Consider the following 20,319-nt stretch of genomic DNA (forward strand, 5'->3'; position numbering starts at 1 on the left):
ATATTGCTCTTTATCCGGGCAGGAATCCGATAGCGGTTCCATCTCAAATTATCTTAAATTTTTTGCATGTACTTCTGCAATTCACGGATCTGACTTATGAATCTCAGCGATCTTGCTCCGGAATATATCCGCGCCATCAGCCCCTATCAACCGGGTAAGCCAATTTCTGAGTTGGCGCGGGAAATGGGCATGGATGAACGCACAATCATCAAGCTTGCGTCCAATGAAAACCCCCTGGGAACTAGTCCCCTGGCTCTGGAGGCAATGACCAGGGCGCTGAATGAGGTGGCGCTTTATCCGGATGGCAGCGGTTTCGAATTGAAAGCGGCGCTCTCAAAACGTTATGGGGTGACCAGCAGTCAGATTGTGCTGGGGAACGGCTCCAATGATGTTCTGGAGCTGGCGGCCCGGGTATTCCTGAAACCGGGGGCATCCGCGGTTTATTCGCAACATGCCTTTGCGGTCTATCCGCTGGTGACGCAGGCGGTCGGTGCAAGCGGCATAGCGGTTCGCGCCATAAAATACGGTCATGACCTCGACGCCATGCTGGATGCGGTCACGCCCGAGACACGCATCGTGTTTATCGCCAATCCTAATAATCCCACCGGTACGTTACTGGCCGCTTCAGCGCTATTGCGTTTTCTGGAACGGGTATCGTCAGACGTGCTGGTAGTGCTGGATGAAGCCTACAACGAATATTTGCCCGGCACCATCAAGGCTGATAGCATTGCGTGGCTGAAACGCTTCCCCAATCTGCTCATTACCCGCACTTTCTCCAAGGCATATGGCATGGCGGGCATACGCGTGGGTTTCGGACTGGCTCATCCGGATGTGAGCGGCTTGATGAATCGCGTGCGCCAGCCATTCAACGTCAACAGCGTTGCCCTGGCAGGCGCGGTGGCCGCGCTGGAAGACGTGGAGTTTGTGAAACGCACTTATGCGCTCAACCAGGCGGGGATGCTGCAAATCACGACCGGACTGCGGCAACTCGGCATCGAGTACATTCCATCCTACGGAAATTTTCTGAGCTTCCGGCTGTCGCAGCATGATGTCCGGGCAATAAACGAAAGCCTTCTGAGACAGGGTGTCATTGTGCGTCCCATCGGTATCTACGAAATGCCGGAGCACCTTCGAGTCACCGTGGGCCTCGAATCGGAAAACCAGAAATTCCTGAAATCACTTGAGATAGCAATCGGAGAATCAGCTTGATCATCATTATGAACAGTGGCGCCACCGACGAACAAATCGATTCGGTGGTCAATAAAATTCGAAGCTTCGGTCTTGATGCGAACGTTTCGCGTGGTACCGAACGCACCGTGATCGGCGCAATCGGCGACGAGCGCAAACTCGATCCGGAAATGTTCGATTCCTTGAGCGGGGTCGAATATTCCATGCACATCGTCAAGCAGTACAAGATCGTGTCGCGCGAATCGCACAAGCACGACTCGGTAATCGATGTAGGTGGGATACCCATTGGTGGCAATAAGGTGCAGGTCATCGGCGGCCCGTGCTCGGTTGAAACGCAAGAGCAAATGGACGCATCGGCGGAACACGTCTATACGGCGGGCTGCCAGCTGATGCGTGGCGGCGCCTTCAAGCCGCGCACCAGCCCGTACACCTTTCAGGGTAATGGCGAAGAAGGGCTGAAAATGTTCCGTAATGCGGCGGATAAATACAATCTGCGCATCGTCACCGAACTGATGGATGCGCGTATGCTCGATACTTTTCTCAAGTACGATGTGGACGTGATCCAGATCGGCACCCGCAGCATGCAGAACTTCGAACTGCTGAAGGAAGTGGGGCGCATCAACAAGCCGGTGATACTCAAGCGCGGCATGTCGGCGACGATTTCCGAGTGGCTCATGGCGGCGGAATACATTGCCGCGGGCGGCAATCACAACATCATTTTCTGCGAACGCGGCATCCGCACCTTCGAAACGGCCTACCGTAACGTCCTGGATGTGACTTGCATCCCGGTGCTGAAAAAGGAAACCCATTTACCGGTTATCATTGATCCTTCCCATGCCGGAGGCAAGGCCTGGATGGTTCCCGCACTGGCGCGCGCGGCAATTGCCGCCGGTGCCGATGGCCTGTTGGTGGAAATGCATCCAAACCCATGCGATGCCTGGTGCGACGCCGACCAGGCATTGAATCCGCAAGAATTCGAATCTCTCATGGGGTCACTGAGAGGAATCGCAGGTGTCATTGGACGTAGCCTGTAGTAATAAGCAGGGAGATACCATGAATTTCGTCATCCCGGGCTTGAGCCGGAATCCGGCCCAAACATTTTGAGTACCGTTGGGAACCGGCTTCCACCGGTATGACGCGGGTGCTATTTGTTAACCGGATCTAGAGAAGAGAAATTCCTTGGCAGTCAATCGCGGAGAATAATCGGCCCCCATTATGCCGAACGTCATGATCAATAAGCTGGTGATTATCGGCGTCGGCCTGATCGGTGGCTCATTTGCGCTGGCGCTACGCAAGGCGGGCAAGGTTAAGCATATCGTCGGTGTGGGCCGCAGCCGGGAAAATATGCAACGCGCTCTCAAGCGGGGGGCGATCGACGAAATCAGCGCTGACCTTCCATCAGCGTTGAAACATGCGGATGTAGTGCTGCTCGCCACGCCGGTTGGACAGCTCGGCGGCATTATGGCGCAAATTTCCCCATACCTTGAACCCGGCACCATCGTGACCGACGCAGGCAGCACCAAGCAGGATGTCGTCACTGCGGCACGCTCTCATCTGGCTGGGCATCTGAAAAATTTCGTGCCCGCCCACCCGGTCGCGGGAGCTGAACTGAGTGGAGCGAGTGCAGCCGATGCCGGTTTGTACCAAGGCAAGAATCTGGTGTTGACTCCGCTGGATGAAACCAGCGCCGAAGCGGTGAAACGGGTGACGGAATTATGGCAGGCTTGCGGCGCACATGTTTCGCAAATGAGTGCTGCCCGGCACGATAAAATCCTCGCCGCCGTTAGCCATCTTCCCCATGTGCTGGCATTCCTGTTAATGAACCATGTTTCATCCAGCACCGGGCATGATTCGAGCGAGCCGCTGGGCCCGGACGATCCACTTCATTTCGCTGGCAGCGGGTTCCGTGATTTTACCCGCATTGCCGGTAGTTCCCCGGAAATGTGGCGCGACATATGCCTTGCCAACCGCGAAGCGCTATCCAGGCAAATCGATGCCTATCAGAAGCAGCTGACGGCTTTGCGTGAGATGCTGGCGCGCGACGATAGCAAAGCGCTGGAACGCGTTTTTGCCAGCGCGCGCGAAGCGCGGCAACGATGGCTTGAGAACAGATCCTGAACTCGAATCCGGCAACCGTCTAACCGCACAAGTGGAAATCACCGGATTTCAGGTTGAATAAACGGCCTGTTCTTCTGGCTCGACGCTTAATACCCGGCCTTTATTCATTGGCACGATTTTCGACTTGATGGCCTTGTTATGTGCGTCTGCCAGCTTCTTCACGGCAAGATTATAGTCTGCCCATAACGTATCAAGCTCCTGCGCGTGACGCTCAAGCATGAAAGTATAATCATCCTGATGCTGGTCGCGCAGGGCGTTTTTGGCACGAAGATAGGCTTTATGGCGTCGTTGGGTTTCGGTATTCTTTTTCATGGCTCACAATAAATAGCGATTCGACAATCAGCGCAAACACCCGTGGAATAGAAACTTCTAATCATCTTGCATTGGGTCATGTTGGTATCGTATCAACCTGGACAATGAAAACAATTGGACTTTAGTACATCCACTGTCATGAACTATCCATTAACGGGCGCATAACGGGTACAAAATTCACGGGACAAGCTATCATTACCATCCATGGGCGACCCGTTGTCATGGGTTGGCCCATGGCTCATCAGGTCAGGCGCAAATCACAATCCAATCAGGAAGGAGGAAACCATGAATTTGAAAGAGAAGCTGGATGACTTGAACGACATGATTCTGAAGGGCGAAATCCTGGAATCCATGGACAAGTACTACCATCCAGATTGCGTGGTAATGGAAAAGAATGATGTGGTGGCGACAGGGCTTCAAAAAGCCAAAGAGCGGGAGTCGGAGATTTTTAAAGGGGTTGAAGCATGGCTCAAGTCAGAGATCAAGGCCACCGCGGTGGGCGATGACGTCACGATGACCGAGTGGCATTATGAATACAAACATAAGGACTTCGGGCACAAAAAATTTGACCAGGTAGCTGTTCAGCACTGGAAAGATGGAAAGATCATCAGTGACCGGTTCTACGCAATGTATTGAGCCTCGGGGGATGGCTCGTTACTTATAGAGCCATCGGGCTCGCATGGGTGAACCCGATCAGCAACGCCTACTTATGCGTGATGGGTTTGTCGGTGAACAGGAAGTTTTTCAATTGAGTGGAAAAGACAGAATCCCTCCGTCGAATCCACTCCAGCACCATGGAAGCATGTTCCTTCTCCTCATCTCGATTGTGCGCAAGGATTGCTTTGAGTTCCTCATCCTTGCACGCATCCACACGCTGATTGTACCAATCCACAGCTTCCAGTTCTTCCATCAACGAAACGATTGCCCTGTGCATGTCCCTTGTTTCATCGGACAGCTCCTCAATGGGTTCGTGGTATCCGACACTTGACATTGATTGCTCCTTCTTCGTCAGTTAATAAATACGATGATGAATTTTTTTGATCGCGCAAGCAAACAAGTTATTAAACCAGCTTGAAGCCGGCTTCATCGATGTAAATGTAATACAGCATCCCGCAAAATACAAAGTCAGGAAATCTTGATTTATTCCCTCCATATACTATTTTTCATAATTGGGAGCTATTGATGATTCTTCGGCCCGGATGACTAAGTCCATGAGATTATCAATCTAAATCCGGCAGTGGGACGGGATGGAGCGCACGGTTTGCTGGATGCAGGACAAGGCCAACGAATGGAATGGTGCGACCGCATAGAAGTTCAATAGGCCTGGACGTGGTTATTGTTCTATTCCTATATGATACTTGAGAATTCATCAGGAGGAGCAAACCGTGAATCGACACTATGTAAGTAACTTATGCAAGGAGCTTTGCCATGCCGGACAATAACGATGTGCAGTTACAGCCGACGAAGGCCGTTCGTCTCATCTTTGAATATGAGGGTGAAGTAGTCCGGCTGATCAGTCAACAGCCTGTGGAAATGGCCGTCGCTGATTCAGATATATCGGGGCTCGATCCATCAGCCCATTATATCGATACACGCGATGCGACCGGTAAGACTCTTGCACGCGTAAAAGCACGCGGGGCGTTTAGCACAAGCGCAGAGGTATTCCCCGAGCGAGCCGGAGAACCGATCACGCGCGTGGATATCCCCACGCCCAAGGGCGCATTCACCGTTGTCCTCCCAATCGCCGATAACGCCGATCACTTTACTCTGGTCAAGGTCGCGCCCAGTGCGCAGGCACCCGGTGCCAGAGATTTGCGCGCACCGCAGCCGGTGGCAACGGACATGGCAGACTTTCCGCTTGCCGCGAGAATCCAACCAGGGAATGATGGAGGTGTGCGATGAGTACTTCCGACGGCTCCGTATTGGGTAACACCCAACTCTTTGGATCAGCTCCGCGCAGCCGGGCCTTCAATGTGGTAATGCTGGCGGATGGTTTTACCGGAACACAGCAAAACGACTTCAACAACGCCTGTTCCGCCTTCGTTACCGCCTTTACGTCCACGCCACCGTTCGACAAGCTGAAGCCGGCCATCAACATATTCCGCATTAACGTCTCATCCACTGATTCAGGTGCGGATGACCCGGCCAGCGCGGGCGGCACCGGCGCTACCGCGCGAACATACTTCGATAGTACGTTCGGCACGAGTGGCATACGCCGGCTTCTCACCTGCAACAACACGACAGTGCTGCAAGTCGCCGCGGCGCAGATTCCAGAATTCACGGTGGCGATCGTGGTGGTGAACTCTACCGTGTATGGCGGAAGCGGCGGATCGGTCGGCACATATTCACTTGCTGGGGGTGCAACCGAGATCGCTATTCATGAGATGGGGCACACCGCTTTTGGCTTGGCTGATGAATATCCCTATTGGGCAGGTGGCAGCGAAACCGGGCACGATCACCATCCAGCGGGCGAACCCGGAGAACCCAACGTTACCACCAACAACAACCGCGCCACGCTGAAATGGAACTGGGCGGTCGCAGCCACCACCGCGATCCCGACGATGTCGAACCCGGACTGCGCGACGGTGGATAGCCGCCCCAGTCCGGTGCCGGCAGGTACGGTCGGCCTGTTTGAGGGCGCCCACTATTATCACTGCGGCGGCTATCGGCCGGAATTCGATTGCAAGATGCGCAATCTCGGCGTGCCATTTTGTCGCATTTGCCGTCAGGTGATCTGGAACAGGATCAGCCCGCTCGCCACGCTGCCTGCACGCAATCGAACACCGATCAATGTGGTCGCGAGGTTTCCGGAGCATCTGGATGTATTCGGCGTCGCATCCGACGGCCGCACCATGAGTAACTGGTGGGATGCCTCCAGCGGTTGGGCGGGCTGGTTCCAGGTCAGCGGTGGCATCGCATCGCCCGGTGGCACGGGGTCTCCAGTTACCGCCATTGCCCGTTATGCAGGCCATCTCGATTTATTCACCGTCGGCACCGATAACCGCGTCTATAGTTGCTGGTGGGATCAGGCGAGCGGCTGGTCGGGCTGGTTCACCATCGGCAGCCTGGTTTGCCGGTCTGGCTCGACAGTCAATGTCGTATCGCGCTATAGCGATCATCTCGACATCTTTACCACGGCATCTGATGGAAGAACCATGTCGACATGGTGGGATGCCCGGTCCGGCTGGGGCTCCTGGTTCCAGATTTCAGGCGGCGTGGCGGCCGCGGGTGCGACCGTGACGGCAATCGCGCGTTATCCATTCCACCTTGACGTATTCACTATTGGAACCGATAACCGTGTCTACAGTTGCTGGTGGGATGAGCGCTCCGGCTGGTCCAGCTGGTTTTTGGTGGGCAATCAAACCTGCCGGCCGGATTCAACGGTCAATGTTGTGGCCCGCTTTCCTGATCAGCTCGATCTTTTCACTACGGCGTCAGATGGCAGGATCGTGTCTACCTGGTGGAACGCCCGCACCGGCTGGGGTTCATGGTTCCAGGTTTCAGGGGGGGTCGCCTCGGCGGGATCGCCGGTGACCGCGATCGCCCGTTATTCGAATCATCTCGATTTGTTCGTGATCGGAACCGATAATCGCATCTACAGCACCTGGTGGCATGACACAACCGGCTGGGCGTCATGGTTCAATGTTTCGGGCGGCGTGGGCAAACCCGGCGGGCAAGTCGCCGCAATCTCGCGTGTGACCGAGCACATTGATCTTTTCACAGTTGGAAGCGATGGCATTGTCTATTCAACTTGGTGGGATGCCTCAAGCGGTTGGGCGGGATGGTTTGCGCTCGGCGTTACATAGCTGTCACTGAATGGACCTTTTAACCAGCAGCCATCGATCAATGATGGCTGCGGTTTGTATCTTGGCGCTGTGCGAAGGATGATGGCGTTGCAGGACTCAAACCCGGAAAATTGCCAAGGAGCGGCTCAACCGTAGGAATCTTCCTGGAAACGATCCCGGATCTCTTCCAACTGCGCCCGGTTCTTGATGAGCGCCTCGACGCAATCCGCATCGAGCTTACTGCCGGCGAGCTTCCGCAATTCCTGGAAAGCATCGTCGATGCTCCATGCCTCCTTATAGGGACGGTGGCTGGTAAGCGCATCGAATACATCGGCCACCGCAACGATGCGCGATTCCATGGGAATCTCATCGCCACGCAGACCATAGGGATAACCGCTGCCATCCAGGGTTTCGTGGTGGTATTCAGCAATGTTGCGCAGAATATTGAGATATTCGAATGATTCCAGCCCGAAATCCAGCAGCATGGTGTCAATGATCTGGCGGCCCTTTTGAGGATGCGTTCTCATGATCTCCCGCTCGCTCGTGTCAAGCAAGCCGGTCTTGAGCAGGACGCTGTCGGGGATGCCGATTTTCCCGATATCATGCAGAGGCGAGAATAAGAACACATGCTCGACATATTCGTCATCGAATCCATATTTTGGCGCCAGTTCTTTCGCCACAATTCTGGCATAGCGGGACATGCGGTCAAGGTGCGCGCCGGTTTCCGTATCGCGGAGGTTGGCGAAATCGCGTGCGGTATGGACGGTGGAAATCAAGGTGCGTATCGAAGTGAATTCGCCAATCACGACCAGCGAAACCAGATGGGCAAAAACGTCGAGGAAGTGCAGCGCTTCTTCGTCAAAAACATTCTTGCGATATGAATTGAAAAACACAAACCCGAAGAATTCGCCATTGAGGTACATGGGCATGGTATAGCTCGCACCATAGCCTTGCTCTGCGATACGCCGGGTATGTTCATGCAAGCCTTCAGCAAATATAGCCAGGTCATTCACGATACGCGGTTTGCCGCTTTTCAGTATCTCCTGCAGCGAGCCGGCTTCGCTCAGTTTGGCCTGATATTGAACGAGGGGATGGTCTCCGCCGCTGCTGTGGATGAAGGTCTTGAGTTCGTCCGTCTTGGGATCATAGATCGCCACCGACACACGGTCGATGAAATCGAAGCGCCTGCTCAGCGCGTCATGCAAGCTCTTCAGTTTTTCCGAAAGCGGCGCGTAACGATTGAGAGCATCCAGGGTATCGTGATCATTGGGCATGGCGTATGCGTTCAGGTTCGTTATCAAGTAATCGTAGCACACAACGGATATCGTGCAGGGAACAATGAAGCGCTTTTCGCGCCCTTGGGCATCCCATTGCGCATGCTATCCGGACTAAGCAGCCCCAGGTGCTGATTTGCCGGGCAGGAGGTGGCCCAGACCGTTCGCATGTCTCCGGAGGATTAGCTTGACGGCATAATCCCATCCAATAGCGTGCGCATCCGCCGCCAGTGCGAACCTTCCCAGAATACGCGCTGGCAGACATCGCAGGTACTGAAATGATCAAAGCGGTCACGTACCGCGGGCGGAAGGCGCATCAGCACTTCCGCCTTGGCAATGGCGCGCAATGGTGCGTTGCATGCCAGGCATAATGTAAATGGCCGCGCGCTGCGCGCCAGATCCAGCCGATCAAATATTTCATATAGTTGCTGTGCCGATTTCAATGCACGTATATAACAGCCGCGCTTGATTGAACGGCGCTTGAGCAATTCCCTGTCGCGCGTGAGCAAGATGCGCTCGTCACGCTCAACGATGACCTCGATCTCGCCATCCTGAAAGTTATTGTCATAAAGTGTGTCGAAACCGGCCATGCGCAGCAGGTGAGCAAGCCCACCCAGATGCGCATCGGCGAGAAAACGCGTGATCCGCAAAGGTCGATCGCGCACACGAAGCAGAGGGGCAACGTCGAGCATCTCGAATCTGGGAAAGACAGCTACGCGATCACCATCATTCAACAGCCGGTCGAAGCCCGCAGAATCGCCATTGACAAGCACCAATTCGACCTCCGTATGAGGCACGCCCAGCGCCTCGATCATATGCTTGGTGGTCGCTGACTCTGAACAAGGGCAAGCAAACTCCTGCCTGCGTCGTTCGGGCGCAAGGAAATCGTTCAGTTCTTCATAGAACCGGAATGTAGCGGTAACCATTGACCCAAATCCGGCGGTTAATTGCTCATATTCAATTTTAATACCATGATTCAAAAATATTTATTTTCTCCTCTGGACCTTTATCCTTTAATGAGTTCGCTACAGGATGGATTGAAAAAGTATTGCATATTTCGAAGCAAAAGGCGCATGCTGCAACCGTCCAGCGAGCATTCATTCGGGGAAATACGGGCATCTTTCTCGAATGGCTGCATGAACCTCTTGCCGCTGGGTACAACAGTTTCGAAAATATATTGATATCTTGGAACTATACCCTTCTTGGATCAGCTCTAATATGGCGTCGGGCGAACCATCGAAAATCGGCTCGCCCTCCGGTTATTCAAACACTAAAAAGGAATCATCATGAAAATAAAGTGGTTTTCACTTATGTTTTTCGTTGCCTTTTCAAGCTCCGGTATGGCTGCTGAAAAGAATTACAAAATATGCACGGCAGGTGGCTACTTCGCCGGGGCCGATGATAAGTTTCTAAGCGGGCTGGCGATGCATATCGCGCAAAAAAGAAGTATCTGGAACGATCCCATATGTGGCGCCCTATGGAGAAACGCACACAAGATTGGAGCCATCGTCTCTAAAACGGGAAAGATTCACGATGAGGCGGAAGGAAATGTTGTTCACGACGCCACCGAATTTAGCGGCAAGGTATATGAGGTAGTCGGCTCCAATATCAATTTCTAAACGTCAGCAATTTTATATTTTTGCGCTATCAACCGGCCGTGTAGCTAATTATGGGTAGCAAGTCAGTATACCCCCCAGTTAGAACGCGATTTGAAGCCGTGAAAACAGAACTTTTTCATCGGGACGATCGGCACCGTCCGCTGCCCCGTGTTCGAAAGTGGTGTGATGATAATTTAATTGTAGCTTGATGTGACGGTTCAAATGCCAATTAATACCCACTCCGATATCCTTTGCCTTCCTGGCAGAAGTACTGGGATTAAAAAAACCAGCGGTAAAGGCATCGTGATCGATATTCAATTCCGCGTAACGTGCCACCAGTTCCACTGCGCCCCAAGTTTTGGCAGACCAATTGAACGGGTTTCTTGGGGTCATTCTGCGAAAAGTAGCGTTATCGTTGGTCACGAACCATGATGACTGAATCTGAAAAGCATCGTTGTTAACCTTGTGGGTAGCGGTACCAAGAGTGATCTCCTGCCGGGAGAGTACGTATTCGCCGATAACACCTAGACGGCCATTGTAATAATGGAACTGCGGGGAGATCCGTTCACGAACTCCATTCGCAAAAGCCCCCCCAACGTATGACGCGAAAATGTGCTGTCCAGGAGTGTGAAAGGCTGGCAAGTTAGCGTTGCCAGCAGTTTCGTTGCTCTCCTGCAGGCCTTGACTATATGCCACACCCAATCCAAAATCCTTAAGTATGTCCAGGCCGCCGTTTCTGAATGGATGAGAAAAAATACGTCCAACAAAATCTATCCCATTGTTATTGATATCGAAACCGCCATGACGTAACGCCGCGTCATTATCGACCGCGCCGTTAAACGCGCCGATTTGATATTCAGTTGCACCGCCTGACATGTTGCCGAAGATCTGTATGCCGATGTCACGGTTTGGCACCAGATCGGATGGAAATGCGCGGCCATTAAAGGCTAAGGCCGTAGCGGACTGTATCCGTTCCAGACCGAATGGAACCTTTAATTTACCTAAACTTACTTTGAAAAACTCTGTAAAATTTGCATTAACATAGGCATCTAAGATCCCGACAGTGTTAGCAAAACTCGGTGCGATGCGGAAACCGTAAACCTTTCCGAATTTTCCGTCGATCGTCAACAACGCCCGATGTTGGGCATCAGTCTCCACTGTGGAATCTTGCCTACTGCCGCCTTGTGATTTCCATCCCGTCTGTGCAAATCCACCAATACGAACTTCATTTATCCCGTCATCCGATCTCAGACCAAAACCTGATTTTTCAAAGAAGAAACCAGTCTTTTTTTTTGGTTTCAGGGAAGTCTTTTTTTTACCGCTTCTCGGTGGTTCCTCTGGAAGATCTTCCTGCGCATAGGCTGAGGGTGATATCGCATACAGAGTGCAAGCCAGTACACTGGCCATCATCGGTAGCTGGAATGCTTTCATCGCAAAACTCTAAAAATATTGTATTGCCTCCCAATAGCTGGACAGTTTGGTGGGTTTTCTTCGTCGTCCCTCGATTCCTGATCAAAGGAGTTCATGAAGCATCCGGATTACCATCATTGATGAACAAAAAATCGAATGTCTTCTCCCCCATTTCGCCACGCTGCATACTGAGGGTGAAAGAGTGGGGTGAGTGGGGCAAAGTCCGGAAGACATAAGATGTTATCAATCCAAAAGCGTGGGCTTGACGTTTCATCGCGTCCACCCAACGACGGCCCCGCTCCAGACGTGTTTTACCCTGCAGTAAATCGATTTGCGGCGATTTGTTGAGTTCAGCGTCACGCCGGTTATCCCGCTCACCGACGAGAACACACACAGGAATGGCCAAGAAATCCGCCGGACTGAATTGCATCCGCGGGAGACTGCGCGATCTTTGTATTCCGTGGGGGTATTTCAGATTCGTATCGGGAAAGGTGTACCAGCCTGGCGCACCCAATACGACCTTTGCAACCCGCTCTGGATAGCCCAACATATACCGATGCACAAATTGTGCCCCACCGGAGTAGCCAAATAGATAAAGCCGATGAGCATTTGCTCCAGTAAGATTGGCGACCTCCGCCACGACTTTATTCAATGCAACATCGGCACGTTCTCCTTTGCCTTCACGTCCCAGGCGCTGGTAGTCGGGAAAGCGGTCGGTGGGAAAGTAGGGCGCGATCATTATTACTTTATATTTTTCGGCAAAGGGCGCGAATTTCTGCGCATGCTCTTTGGCATTGCGCGAAATGCCATGTACTGTCACAAAGATCTTCGCATCGTTTCCACTACCATGTGGCACATAAAGAAAATATTCCTGGCGCGAATCGTTTGCCAATGCGCGGTGTAATACGACACCTTGCTTCAGTGCGGCATGATGCGTAACAGAATCGTTTTCCATGGCACAAGCAACCTGGGTCAGCATGAGCATGACTCCTATAAAAATTTGTTTCACCTGACCATTACCTTCTCGTTGCCGAAAAAATGGGCTATCGGCCCGGTTCCAGCCAGCACTTTGTCAGGCGGGCCCATCTCCACTAAATGGCCGCCTTCCAGATACCAGATAACATCCGCCGCGGCGATGTGTTTAAGATGATGTGTTACCAACAAAACAGTACCGCGGTGTTCGGCTAACACACGGTCAATCACGGTGCTCGCCCGCGGATCAAGATTCGTATCAACTTCATCCAACAATAACAATGTGGGGTCCCCCAACAATGCGCGTGCCAGGGCGATACGCTGGCGTTGGCCTGCCGATAGGCCCATGCCGCCTTCCGCTATCCGGGTTTTGTCACCTTGAGGCAATTGCGCCAATACTTCATCGACACCGCATAAGGATCGTACGCGGGCGATTTCTTCGACTGGGGCATCACGCCAGCGATAACGCAGATTCCTGTCAACGGTCCCTCGCAATAGGGGCAAATCAGGCCCCGCCATGCCGATGGCACGACGTACCGAATCCAGTCTATGGCTGGCCAAGTCTTGCCCATCGAGCAATATCGTGCCCTCATCCGGATCGATAAGCCGCGCCGCCACTGACAGCAGGGTTGATTTTCCTGCACCATTAGGTCCTACCAGCACCACCACGGAACCGGGTTCAACAACGGCACTCACTCTGTCCAGGCTGCCAGCAACGCTAATCGAGTTAAACTCCAGACGGCCTGCACCCGGCTTGAGATCAGGGGCATTTGCCGCTTGTGTGACCAACGACGGTGTATCAAGAAATTCCTTGAGTTTTTCGCGCGCCACGAAGGCTCCGTGCCAATATTCGTGGATGCGCCCCAAATCACGCAATGGCGGCATAAGGATGCCGACGATAGTCATGGCGGCGATGACTGTGCCGGTACCGCCCTGATTCGCCGCCACAATGAAAACACCTGTCACCAATGCCGTTGCCGAAGTTATGGCCGCCGAAAACTCGGTGATACCCAGGATCTGGCCGGCTACCCGTGCCCGCACAATCATGGAGTCATGCAAATGCTGCCCCTGACGAATAATATGTGCACGTTCACGGTCGATCTGGCCAAAGACCTGCACGACGGCAATACTGGTAACCTTCTCATTCACATTTGCCGCCAAATTGGATAGACGGCGCCGTGATTCGCGAGATGTGGCGCGTAAGCGCTTACCGAACGCATAGGCAACGCCTGTACCCAGTGACAATCCTGCCGCCACTACCACGGCTAACTGCCAGTTCATAATCGCCAAAGCCAGTAACGCCATGACTGTTGAAATGCCTGCCACCGTCACACGCGCCAATCCCAAGCTTACCCAGCGCCGCAACGAAGTCATGTCACCGACGAACCGCAGTGACACGCCTCCGCGGCTACGCTTCTGTAACACATGTGGTGCAAGGGAACTGAGGCAGTCATACAGCACGATGCGGACCTCCGAAGCATAGCTCTGTCCCATACGTTCGGCATCGATACGCTCCATCATGCGTAACCCGCCAATACAGGCTGCCGTGGCTACTAATCCCGTCGCCAGCCATGTCATGTCCGTATTCAGGATTGGATGCTCCGGCGTGAGAAAACGGTCGAATATTTCTTTTACTAGCCATGCGGTGCCTACCGCCACCACAGCTTGAGCGAATCCATTGGCTATCAGCCGGACAAACAGGGTACGGCGGTAACCATTCAGGATTGCGGGAATCTCCAGCGAATTTCTCGCTGGCAGCACAGGTTTGTTGCCAAAGGGTGTGCTCATTACTGGAGACCGCCACAGTTTCCTGTCGCGGCGCGCAACGACGGCACCCTGAAAGGTATGCTCAGCATATTTACAATGGATGAGGAACGCAGTTCCTTTTTATCCGGTACAGGCAAACCCGTCGCTTTGGCCGCTTCGATGATTGCCAAAGGGGAGGCTGTCAACAGGCCACTAACCGCGATGACCGGCAATTTCTTCCGGCGCAACCATTCCACGCCTGCCGTGGCGCCCATCGCATCCCCTGCCGCGAAGATCACACTATCCACCATGTTGGCAAATACTGGAGAATCAAGTAGCGCGGCGGTTTCGTTCTGGAATAATCCATCCGCGATTTCTATTACGATTGCATCCGTTCCAGCCTTGGCCAAATGTGCGGTAAGGGTTTCCAGGATCCCGTCTACCTCAGTTGGCTTGGCCAGGTAGGTGGAAGGGAAACCAGCGTGGGTAAAATCCAGAGTTAACTTTGATCCGGCGTCTGTCATGAGCCAAGTATCCCGTCCCGAACCGGTACCGGTTACCTTGGCGGCTCCCACCACGCGGCCTGCATTGACCAGACCGCGAATCAGTGCGGCCGCTGTGGTGGTCTTGCCAGCGTTCATGGCCGTACCCACTACGGCCACTGTATAAGGACGACTGCATAATCCGGTGATCTTGGGAAGGGCCGCATCCACCAGATTGATACGCTGACCCCTGGAGTTTGCCAACAGGCCAATGGGTGTGATGCTGGTAGGGATTTTCATATTGGCATGGCATGATCTGGCACGCGATGCGATCCCGCCCGACGCCACCAGATCACAACGCCCCAAATCTTCAGGTACTTCCGCCTCAAACTGGTCCGGCGCATAACGATTTCCGTAACACACTACGATTTCATCGCCTACAAACAGGCTGGCGCGACGGCCATGTGCCAGTTCGAGCCCACTGTGCTGGCCGATCTTTTCCACTCGTGCCAATACCAGATCACCGGCGCCAGGAATAACATCATTCCCGGTCAACAGGGTGTCCGCCAATTCCAGGTTTGCATTGCGTGGCGTGTAGGCAACCTTTGCATTCAGCAGGCGCTCTCGGGGAAGGGATAGCAGCTGGGAAATGGATAACACATTCATTTGTATCTCCTATTTATCTGTAAAAACCACTTTACCAATGCGCTTTCAGATTGGTAGGAATCAATCGATAAGATTTTCTTCCAGGCTTCCGGATTAAATTCGAGGGAAATCTCAAGTTTTAACGATCACCGAACGCACGGCTTGATTCGCTCCGGGGCAGAAGAAGTTTCTTGCCTTCGGTATCAGCAGGATCATTAGCATCATAATCATGACGGTAACATACCCTGCTGATAGTTCTGAAGTACCCGGCTAGGGCACGGTAAAGTCATTCGCGCCATGGCCGCCCGGAATGTGACCAGGAACATCATCCGCACCATGGCCGCCGCGGACATGACCGGGTGCGTCATCCCCTCCACGTCCTTGACGCACATGGCCGATTGGATTATCCGCACCGCGTCCTTGACGCACATGCCCGGCCGCATCATCTGCGCCGCGGCCATGCCGTACATGACCGGCCGCATCATTTTCGTCTTGACGTGCCATAACAGGTGCTGTGAATACACTGGCACCTATAACGAAAGCAGCAATCGTTAAAAGCTTATTCATGGTTCATCTCCTTAAGTGAGTTAAAAACGTGCCCTGTTCGCATATGTGTGAATATTTCCCACACATATGCGAACTGTACGTGGGAAATTTTCCCATGTCAAGAATTATGTGTGAATATTTCCCACGAAATGGTAGTATTGGCTTAATGAACTGCTTCATAAGCAAATATAAAAGACTCTAAAATATGCAGAACTCAGAAAGTAACTCACCCCCCTCCTCCTTGTTCTCGCCGGCGCTAATCATGGCAATACGTTGCGTATTGCGTCCGTTAGTCAAGTTGATGTTGGCACGGGGCGTCACTTACATCTATTTGGCGGATCTACTTAAAGGACTGTTCGTCGAAGTGGCGGATAAGGAATTCAGAAGCGGCAACAAACCGTCCACCGACAGTCACATCAGTCTGGTTTCCGGCGTCCATCGTAAGGATGTCAAGCGGTTACGGCGAGGGGTGCATTCAAATATGGAAACCATTCCGGCAGTGGTATCGCTCGGTACCCGGCTCGTGAGCTTATGGGCAAATTCGCCCCGATATCAGGATGAGAACAGTCGCCCAAAACCATTGCCACGTTTTATAAGCGAAGGTGGAGATATATCTTTTGAAGGATTGGTTGCGACCGTGAGCAGCGACATCCGTTCACGTGCCGTTCTCGATGAATGGTTACGACTGGGTGTGGTTCATTTTGATGACCAACGTCGTGTATGCCTGAATGTTGAAGCCTTTATTCCGGCGAAAGGCTTTGACGAAAAAGCATTTTACCTCGGGCATAATCTGCACGATCACGCCGCTGCTGCCGTATACAACCTGCTGGAGGGCACTCGGCCGTTCCTTGAGCGCAGCGTCCATTATGATGCATTAAGCATTGATTCCATCACTGCGCTAGCTGACCAATCCGAGAAACTTGGCATGCAAGCACTGCTCGCAATTAATAAAAATGCCATGGAGCTTGAAAAACGCGACGCAGCAGGTGAAAAACCGACACAACGGATGACTTTTGGCATTTATTTTTTTTCTGGACCAGCGCAAGATCTCGAACCCAAGACCGATGCGATCAAAGGGCCCGGCAGCACGGCCATGAAGTGAGTCATGAAACAGATATGAACAGGCTTGCCCATACATTCGTCCAGCACGCAAGTATCTGCGCAAGCGGTATTGCAGTCTTGACAATGATGTATTCTGGTCAGGCGAATGCAACAAACATGTGCAACGCTGGCGGCTCGCCGGTTAATCCCGTGGTGGTTGCCAAAACTGGCAAAAAGGATGCGGGCCCACCAGTTGCCACATCCGGTATAGGTGGGAGGGGTGCCTTGGCAAAATCCGGCGTCGGCGGCACGGGTGCTGTCACCGATCGCTCCGGGATGGGAGGCACTGGAATCAAGGAAGGAGGTATTGGCGGTACCGGGCAAATGGTAAACGACGGTGGTATTGGGGGCACGGGTATTATCGGCGTCATTACAGGATTTGCGAGTGTCTGCGTAAATGGGGTCGAGATTCAATATGACGCCACTACCCCGGTATCTGTGGATGGCCGGCCATCGACAGCACACGATCTTGCAGTCGGGCAAGTCATTGTAGTACGGGCCCATGGCGTAGGTACGGAAGTTACGGCACGTAATATTGCGGTAGTCCATGCAGTCGTCGGCCCAATCAGCAGCGTGAATGCCGCGTCTGGAGAACTGCATGTGCTCGGCCAGACGGTACATGCAAAAGAGCATGGCAATCTTGCGAACTTTAAAACAGGTGATTGGGTGCGGGTAAGCGGGCACCGGCTCGCCAATGGTGACGTGACCGCCTCACGTATCGAACCGAGCCAGCAGCTTGCAGAAGCCCGGATAAATGGCCATGTCACTCAAGTTGATGCCAACGGATTTGTTGTCGACGGAGCCCGGGTCAATCTTGATAAGCAATCATTGCCAACCAGCATAGCCCGCGGCGCAGAAGTGTCGGTTAGCGGTCATTGGGATGGGACGAGTCTGCGAGCACACCATGTACAGGTTGAACCCTCACGCGATAGCATGGGCCGCGTCGAACATATCGTGATCGAGGGATATGTACATGCATCGCACGGGCGCGAGCTTGATCTGGGCATTAGGAAGGTGACCCTCGATTCAAATTTGCAGATTCTGGGTGGCAGCGCGGATGACTTAAAGCCTAATCAGCATATACAAGTGAGTGGGCGTGTTGGGGAGGATCAACGCGTGACCGTGGATCGTGTCGAAGTCAGGCATGAACGGCCGGACCAAGGCGAGGAGCGGAGAGATAGAAGCCTCCGTAGCAGCAATGACGGAAGAGTGAGAGATGACTCGAAGAAGGAATCGGAAAGAGAGTCAGGCAGAGACCGTTCATCCGATTCCGATTCACGTTCATCAGGCTCATCGGGTTCATCTAGACACGAATCAGAGCAGCGATCGGGGACTGAACAGAGATCAGAACGTTCGGATTCTTCCGGGTCTCAAGGGTCGTCAGGACGTGAACCGATAGAACGGCCGAGCGATTTCCAACCTTCGGGGGGTTCACGCGACCACGACGGACATCATGGCGGACACCTTGATAGATAACCGGTATAAGTGTGAAGTGGGAATCTCGGATTCGTAAAGCTCCCGTAATCCAGTTTAATGTGGATAGGTAAAGTAATTACAAACAGCGAAATATGACATAGGCGCTGTATGGTTTATTGGCAAGAAAGAAAAAATAAATATGGATAGAGTGACAATAAAAAAGGGTTGCTGGATTGCAGTTACATTATTTTTCTGGATCCACAGTGCGATAGCCGCAGACGGTTTCACCATAAGCGCGGGAACCGATTTTTCTACCGGCAAATATGGCGGTACAGCCTCAACAGACATATGGTATGTACCCTTCGTTGGCCGTTATGACCGTGGTCCAGCATCGTTCAGATTGACAGTTCCTTACCTTAACATCACCGGCCCGGGCAATATACTTGGACCCGGTATTGGCGGTATCGATGGTGCCGGCGGGATTGGCGGTGGTGGAGGAGGTGGCGGCGGGGTTTTTGCCTGTGGTGAAGACAGGCGCAGAGGAGCAGACAAACCTGAGGACGATGGCACTTGCACAGATACCGGCGCAGGGGGCACGCCAGCCACAAATGCGGTCACCCGGCGGACAGAGTCAGGTTTAGGTGATCTTGTTGCCGGATTTACCTATAATTTATTGGATCACAAGCCCTCCGGACTCGTGTTTGATATCACAGGCAGAATAAAGATCCCGACAGCCAGTGCCGCTCGCGGTCTAGGCAGCGGCAAACTGGATTATGCAGTGCAGGGCGATCTCATCAAGAGCATATCCCAGTTCAGCGTTTTCACTTCTTTCGGCTACAGGATACTTGGCGATCCGTCAGGCGTTATTTTCCACAACGTTTTTTATGGCGCGGCGGGTCTAGGATACAAACTATCGTCAACATCATTGCTCGGCACCAGTTTCAACATTGGCCAATCCCCACTCCGACTGCAAGACTCAAGAGATCTGTCTGTCTATTTTACGCATAGAGTCGGTGAGAATTTTCGGTTCAACGTTTATGGATTAAAGGGGTTTTCGGAGCGCAGTCCCGATTGGGGTTCCGGTGTTACCTTACGCTACGTATTTTAATGCGATCATCATTGCCGGTTTTTCGGTTGATGGGGTTGCGGCTTGCTAAAGATTTGGGTTCACTTGCAAGATGGATTTTTCACGTTAGATTTTGACATGGAGGAACATGAAGAGGCGATTTGTCGCCTATCCGTTTCCGTGAGCATGAAGAATTACAGGTGTGGGGTGTCCTAGTTGGAGCGGTGTCGCGCTTTACTGTGTAATCATGCTTACACCTCGTGCAATCGCCAGCCAGCAGATTTTCGCGCTGGATGTGAATAACCTTTATGTCAGCTGCGAGCGAGTCTTTAATCCGCACCTTGAAAGTCAGCCTGTGGTCGTTCCCGTCAGAACCGTCGAATGAATCTTCTTTGGTCCCATACGGGCACCTGTCACATACATGCGTTTGCGCCACTTCGCCACCGTCTTCGGATTGATTCCATACCGGCCAGCCAACACCATCAGGCTCTCTTGACTATGTTGTATCGCTCGACGCATCGTCTCTGTCGTGGTGGCGCCTATAATGGTCGGACGCAATGGGATGTTATCTCATCACTTTGGACTATGAGATTACGCTATCATGGCGTTTTTACTTGATCTTCTGGACACTACTGAACAAGTTAGGATGTTATATTGGCG

At 52.9% G+C, this 20,319-nt stretch carries 20 protein-coding genes and 1 pseudogene; 11 read left to right on the forward strand and 10 right to left on the reverse strand.

Going from position 1 to position 20,319, the window contains the following annotated elements; all coding sequences use genetic code 11:
• Nucleotides 1-96: 96 nt before the first annotated feature.
• The 3 genes from hisC (at nucleotide 97) to EBAPG3_RS13945 (ending at nucleotide 3,306) form a co-directional block, all read left to right on the forward strand.
• Entirely contained in the window at nucleotides 97-1,209 is a 1,113-nt protein-coding gene (gene hisC, locus EBAPG3_RS13935) for a histidinol-phosphate transaminase (protein ID WP_004179781.1), read from the forward strand.
• Nucleotides 1,206-2,222: a 3-deoxy-7-phosphoheptulonate synthase gene (gene aroF / locus EBAPG3_RS13940; RefSeq protein WP_004179783.1), complete on the forward strand. Its 1,017-nt coding sequence runs from the start codon at nucleotides 1,206-1,208 to the stop codon at nucleotides 2,220-2,222. The genes hisC and aroF overlap by 4 nt, the downstream gene beginning before the upstream one ends.
• Nucleotides 2,223-2,415: 193 nt before the next feature.
• Entirely contained in the window at nucleotides 2,416-3,306 is an 891-nt protein-coding gene (locus EBAPG3_RS13945) for a prephenate dehydrogenase (RefSeq protein ID WP_004179784.1), read from the forward strand.
• Between the two features lie 48 nt (nucleotides 3,307-3,354).
• Here EBAPG3_RS13945 and EBAPG3_RS13950 read toward each other — a convergent pair whose 3' ends face one another.
• Entirely contained in the window at nucleotides 3,355-3,618 is a 264-nt protein-coding gene (locus EBAPG3_RS13950; RefSeq protein ID WP_004179786.1) for a hypothetical protein, read from the reverse strand.
• A 285-nt stretch (nucleotides 3,619-3,903) separates the two neighbouring features.
• Between EBAPG3_RS13950 and EBAPG3_RS13955 the strand changes: the two genes are divergently transcribed.
• A complete protein-coding gene (locus EBAPG3_RS13955) occupies nucleotides 3,904-4,254 on the forward strand; it encodes a nuclear transport factor 2-like protein (RefSeq protein WP_004179788.1) in 351 nt (116 codons plus the stop codon).
• Nucleotides 4,255-4,321: 67 nt separating this feature from the next.
• Here the strand turns inward: EBAPG3_RS13955 and EBAPG3_RS13960 are convergent, their stop codons facing one another.
• On the reverse strand, nucleotides 4,322-4,609 hold the full coding sequence (locus EBAPG3_RS13960; RefSeq protein WP_004179789.1) for an encapsulin-associated ferritin-like protein: 288 nt from the start codon (nucleotides 4,607-4,609) through the stop codon (nucleotides 4,322-4,324).
• Between the two features lie 437 nt (nucleotides 4,610-5,046).
• On the opposite strand from EBAPG3_RS13960, the gene EBAPG3_RS13965 reads away from it, so the two are divergent.
• On the forward strand, nucleotides 5,047-5,520 hold the full coding sequence (locus EBAPG3_RS13965; RefSeq protein WP_004179792.1) for a hypothetical protein: 474 nt from the start codon (nucleotides 5,047-5,049) through the stop codon (nucleotides 5,518-5,520).
• Nucleotides 5,517-7,424, forward strand: coding sequence for a M64 family metallopeptidase (locus tag EBAPG3_RS13970; RefSeq protein WP_004179794.1), 1,908 nt, complete (start codon nucleotides 5,517-5,519; stop codon nucleotides 7,422-7,424). Before EBAPG3_RS13965 ends, EBAPG3_RS13970 begins: the two co-directional genes overlap by 4 nt.
• Nucleotides 7,425-7,549: 125 nt before the next feature.
• Here the strand turns inward: EBAPG3_RS13970 and EBAPG3_RS13975 are convergent, their stop codons facing one another.
• On the reverse strand, nucleotides 7,550-8,677 hold the full coding sequence (locus tag EBAPG3_RS13975) for a GAF and HD-GYP domain-containing protein (RefSeq protein WP_004179796.1): 1,128 nt from the start codon (nucleotides 8,675-8,677) through the stop codon (nucleotides 7,550-7,552).
• A gap of 182 nt (nucleotides 8,678-8,859) precedes the next feature.
• Nucleotides 8,860-9,603 (reverse strand): Mut7-C RNAse domain-containing protein, encoded by a 744-nt coding sequence (locus EBAPG3_RS13980; RefSeq protein WP_004179798.1) that lies wholly within the window; start codon nucleotides 9,601-9,603, stop codon nucleotides 8,860-8,862.
• A gap of 360 nt (nucleotides 9,604-9,963) precedes the next feature.
• On the opposite strand from EBAPG3_RS13980, the gene EBAPG3_RS13985 reads away from it, so the two are divergent.
• A complete protein-coding gene (locus EBAPG3_RS13985; RefSeq protein ID WP_151898962.1) occupies nucleotides 9,964-10,296 on the forward strand; it encodes a hypothetical protein in 333 nt (110 codons plus the stop codon).
• A gap of 78 nt (nucleotides 10,297-10,374) precedes the next feature.
• Here EBAPG3_RS13985 and EBAPG3_RS13990 read toward each other — a convergent pair whose 3' ends face one another.
• From EBAPG3_RS13990 to EBAPG3_RS14010, 5 genes are all read right to left on the reverse strand, one after another.
• A complete protein-coding gene (locus tag EBAPG3_RS13990) occupies nucleotides 10,375-11,706 on the reverse strand; it encodes an OprO/OprP family phosphate-selective porin (protein ID WP_051049078.1) in 1,332 nt (443 codons plus the stop codon).
• A gap of 91 nt (nucleotides 11,707-11,797) precedes the next feature.
• A complete protein-coding gene (locus tag EBAPG3_RS13995; RefSeq protein WP_004179805.1) occupies nucleotides 11,798-12,664 on the reverse strand; it encodes an alpha/beta hydrolase family protein in 867 nt (288 codons plus the stop codon).
• Nucleotides 12,665-12,690: 26 nt separating this feature from the next.
• Nucleotides 12,691-14,445, reverse strand: a complete 1,755-nt coding sequence (locus tag EBAPG3_RS14000) for an ABC transporter ATP-binding protein (RefSeq protein ID WP_004179807.1) — start codon at nucleotides 14,443-14,445, stop codon at nucleotides 12,691-12,693.
• Complete coding sequence (locus EBAPG3_RS14005; RefSeq protein WP_004179809.1) at nucleotides 14,445-15,551, reverse strand: P-loop NTPase family protein; 1,107 nt, start codon at nucleotides 15,549-15,551, stop codon at nucleotides 14,445-14,447. Before EBAPG3_RS14005 ends, EBAPG3_RS14000 begins: the two co-directional genes overlap by 1 nt.
• A 249-nt stretch (nucleotides 15,552-15,800) precedes the next feature.
• Nucleotides 15,801-16,097 carry a hypothetical protein gene (locus EBAPG3_RS14010; RefSeq protein ID WP_004179810.1) on the reverse strand — a complete coding sequence of 99 codons (297 nt, stop codon included), beginning with the start codon at nucleotides 16,095-16,097 and terminating at the stop codon, nucleotides 15,801-15,803.
• Nucleotides 16,098-16,338: 241 nt separating this feature from the next.
• On the opposite strand from EBAPG3_RS14010, the gene EBAPG3_RS14015 reads away from it, so the two are divergent.
• The 4 genes from EBAPG3_RS14015 (at nucleotide 16,339) to EBAPG3_RS15245 (ending at nucleotide 20,044) form a co-directional block, all read left to right on the forward strand.
• Nucleotides 16,339-17,178 (forward strand): DUF6502 family protein, encoded by an 840-nt coding sequence (locus tag EBAPG3_RS14015; protein WP_004179813.1) that lies wholly within the window; start codon nucleotides 16,339-16,341, stop codon nucleotides 17,176-17,178.
• An 83-nt stretch (nucleotides 17,179-17,261) separates the two neighbouring features.
• Entirely contained in the window at nucleotides 17,262-18,653 is a 1,392-nt protein-coding gene (locus EBAPG3_RS14020; RefSeq protein ID WP_151898964.1) for a DUF5666 domain-containing protein, read from the forward strand.
• 340 nt (nucleotides 18,654-18,993) lie between these two features.
• Nucleotides 18,994-19,701 carry a transporter gene (locus EBAPG3_RS15240; RefSeq protein WP_161493802.1) on the forward strand — a complete coding sequence of 236 codons (708 nt, stop codon included), beginning with the start codon at nucleotides 18,994-18,996 and terminating at the stop codon, nucleotides 19,699-19,701.
• A gap of 205 nt (nucleotides 19,702-19,906) precedes the next feature.
• Nucleotides 19,907-20,044: a hypothetical protein gene (locus tag EBAPG3_RS15245; protein WP_004179818.1), complete on the forward strand. Its 138-nt coding sequence runs from the start codon at nucleotides 19,907-19,909 to the stop codon at nucleotides 20,042-20,044.
• Here EBAPG3_RS15245 and EBAPG3_RS15500 read toward each other — a convergent pair.
• Nucleotides 20,026-20,178 (reverse strand): annotated as a pseudogene (locus EBAPG3_RS15500) (IS481 family transposase); the annotation flags it as partial. The gene EBAPG3_RS15245 and the pseudogene EBAPG3_RS15500 sit on opposite strands and share 19 nt — an antisense overlap.
• Nucleotides 20,179-20,319: the final 141 nt, after the last annotated feature.

Origin of the sequence: Nitrosospira lacus (assembly GCF_000355765.4) — a bacterium.
Taxonomy (GTDB): domain Bacteria; phylum Pseudomonadota; class Gammaproteobacteria; order Burkholderiales; family Nitrosomonadaceae; genus Nitrosospira; species Nitrosospira lacus.

Excerpts from the sequence above, each read along its gene's own strand:
- hisC (WP_004179781.1), top strand. The coding sequence starts at position 97 with ATGAATCTCAGCGATCTTGCTCCGGAATATATCCGCGCCATCAGCCCC.
- EBAPG3_RS13945 (WP_004179784.1), top strand. The coding sequence starts at position 2,416 with ATGATCAATAAGCTGGTGATTATCGGCGTCGGCCTGATCGGTGGCTCA.
- EBAPG3_RS13950 (WP_004179786.1), bottom strand. The coding sequence starts at position 3,618 with ATGAAAAAGAATACCGAAACCCAACGACGCCATAAAGCCTATCTTCGT.
- EBAPG3_RS13955 (WP_004179788.1), top strand. The coding sequence starts at position 3,904 with ATGAATTTGAAAGAGAAGCTGGATGACTTGAACGACATGATTCTGAAG.
- EBAPG3_RS13960 (WP_004179789.1), bottom strand. The coding sequence starts at position 4,609 with ATGTCAAGTGTCGGATACCACGAACCCATTGAGGAGCTGTCCGATGAA.
- EBAPG3_RS13965 (WP_004179792.1), top strand. The coding sequence starts at position 5,047 with ATGCCGGACAATAACGATGTGCAGTTACAGCCGACGAAGGCCGTTCGT.
- EBAPG3_RS13970 (WP_004179794.1), top strand. The coding sequence starts at position 5,517 with ATGAGTACTTCCGACGGCTCCGTATTGGGTAACACCCAACTCTTTGGA.
- EBAPG3_RS13975 (WP_004179796.1), bottom strand. The coding sequence starts at position 8,677 with ATGCCCAATGATCACGATACCCTGGATGCTCTCAATCGTTACGCGCCG.
- EBAPG3_RS13980 (WP_004179798.1), bottom strand. The coding sequence starts at position 9,603 with ATGGTTACCGCTACATTCCGGTTCTATGAAGAACTGAACGATTTCCTT.
- EBAPG3_RS13985 (WP_151898962.1), top strand. The coding sequence starts at position 9,964 with ATGAAAATAAAGTGGTTTTCACTTATGTTTTTCGTTGCCTTTTCAAGC.
- EBAPG3_RS13990 (WP_051049078.1), bottom strand. The coding sequence starts at position 11,706 with ATGAAAGCATTCCAGCTACCGATGATGGCCAGTGTACTGGCTTGCACT.
- EBAPG3_RS13995 (WP_004179805.1), bottom strand. The coding sequence starts at position 12,664 with ATGCTGACCCAGGTTGCTTGTGCCATGGAAAACGATTCTGTTACGCAT.
- EBAPG3_RS14000 (WP_004179807.1), bottom strand. The coding sequence starts at position 14,445 with ATGAGCACACCCTTTGGCAACAAACCTGTGCTGCCAGCGAGAAATTCG.
- EBAPG3_RS14005 (WP_004179809.1), bottom strand. The coding sequence starts at position 15,551 with ATGAATGTGTTATCCATTTCCCAGCTGCTATCCCTTCCCCGAGAGCGC.
- EBAPG3_RS14010 (WP_004179810.1), bottom strand. The coding sequence starts at position 16,097 with ATGAATAAGCTTTTAACGATTGCTGCTTTCGTTATAGGTGCCAGTGTA.
- EBAPG3_RS14015 (WP_004179813.1), top strand. The coding sequence starts at position 16,339 with ATGGCAATACGTTGCGTATTGCGTCCGTTAGTCAAGTTGATGTTGGCA.
- EBAPG3_RS14020 (WP_151898964.1), top strand. The coding sequence starts at position 17,262 with ATGATGTATTCTGGTCAGGCGAATGCAACAAACATGTGCAACGCTGGC.
- EBAPG3_RS15245 (WP_004179818.1), top strand. The coding sequence starts at position 19,907 with ATGCTTACACCTCGTGCAATCGCCAGCCAGCAGATTTTCGCGCTGGAT.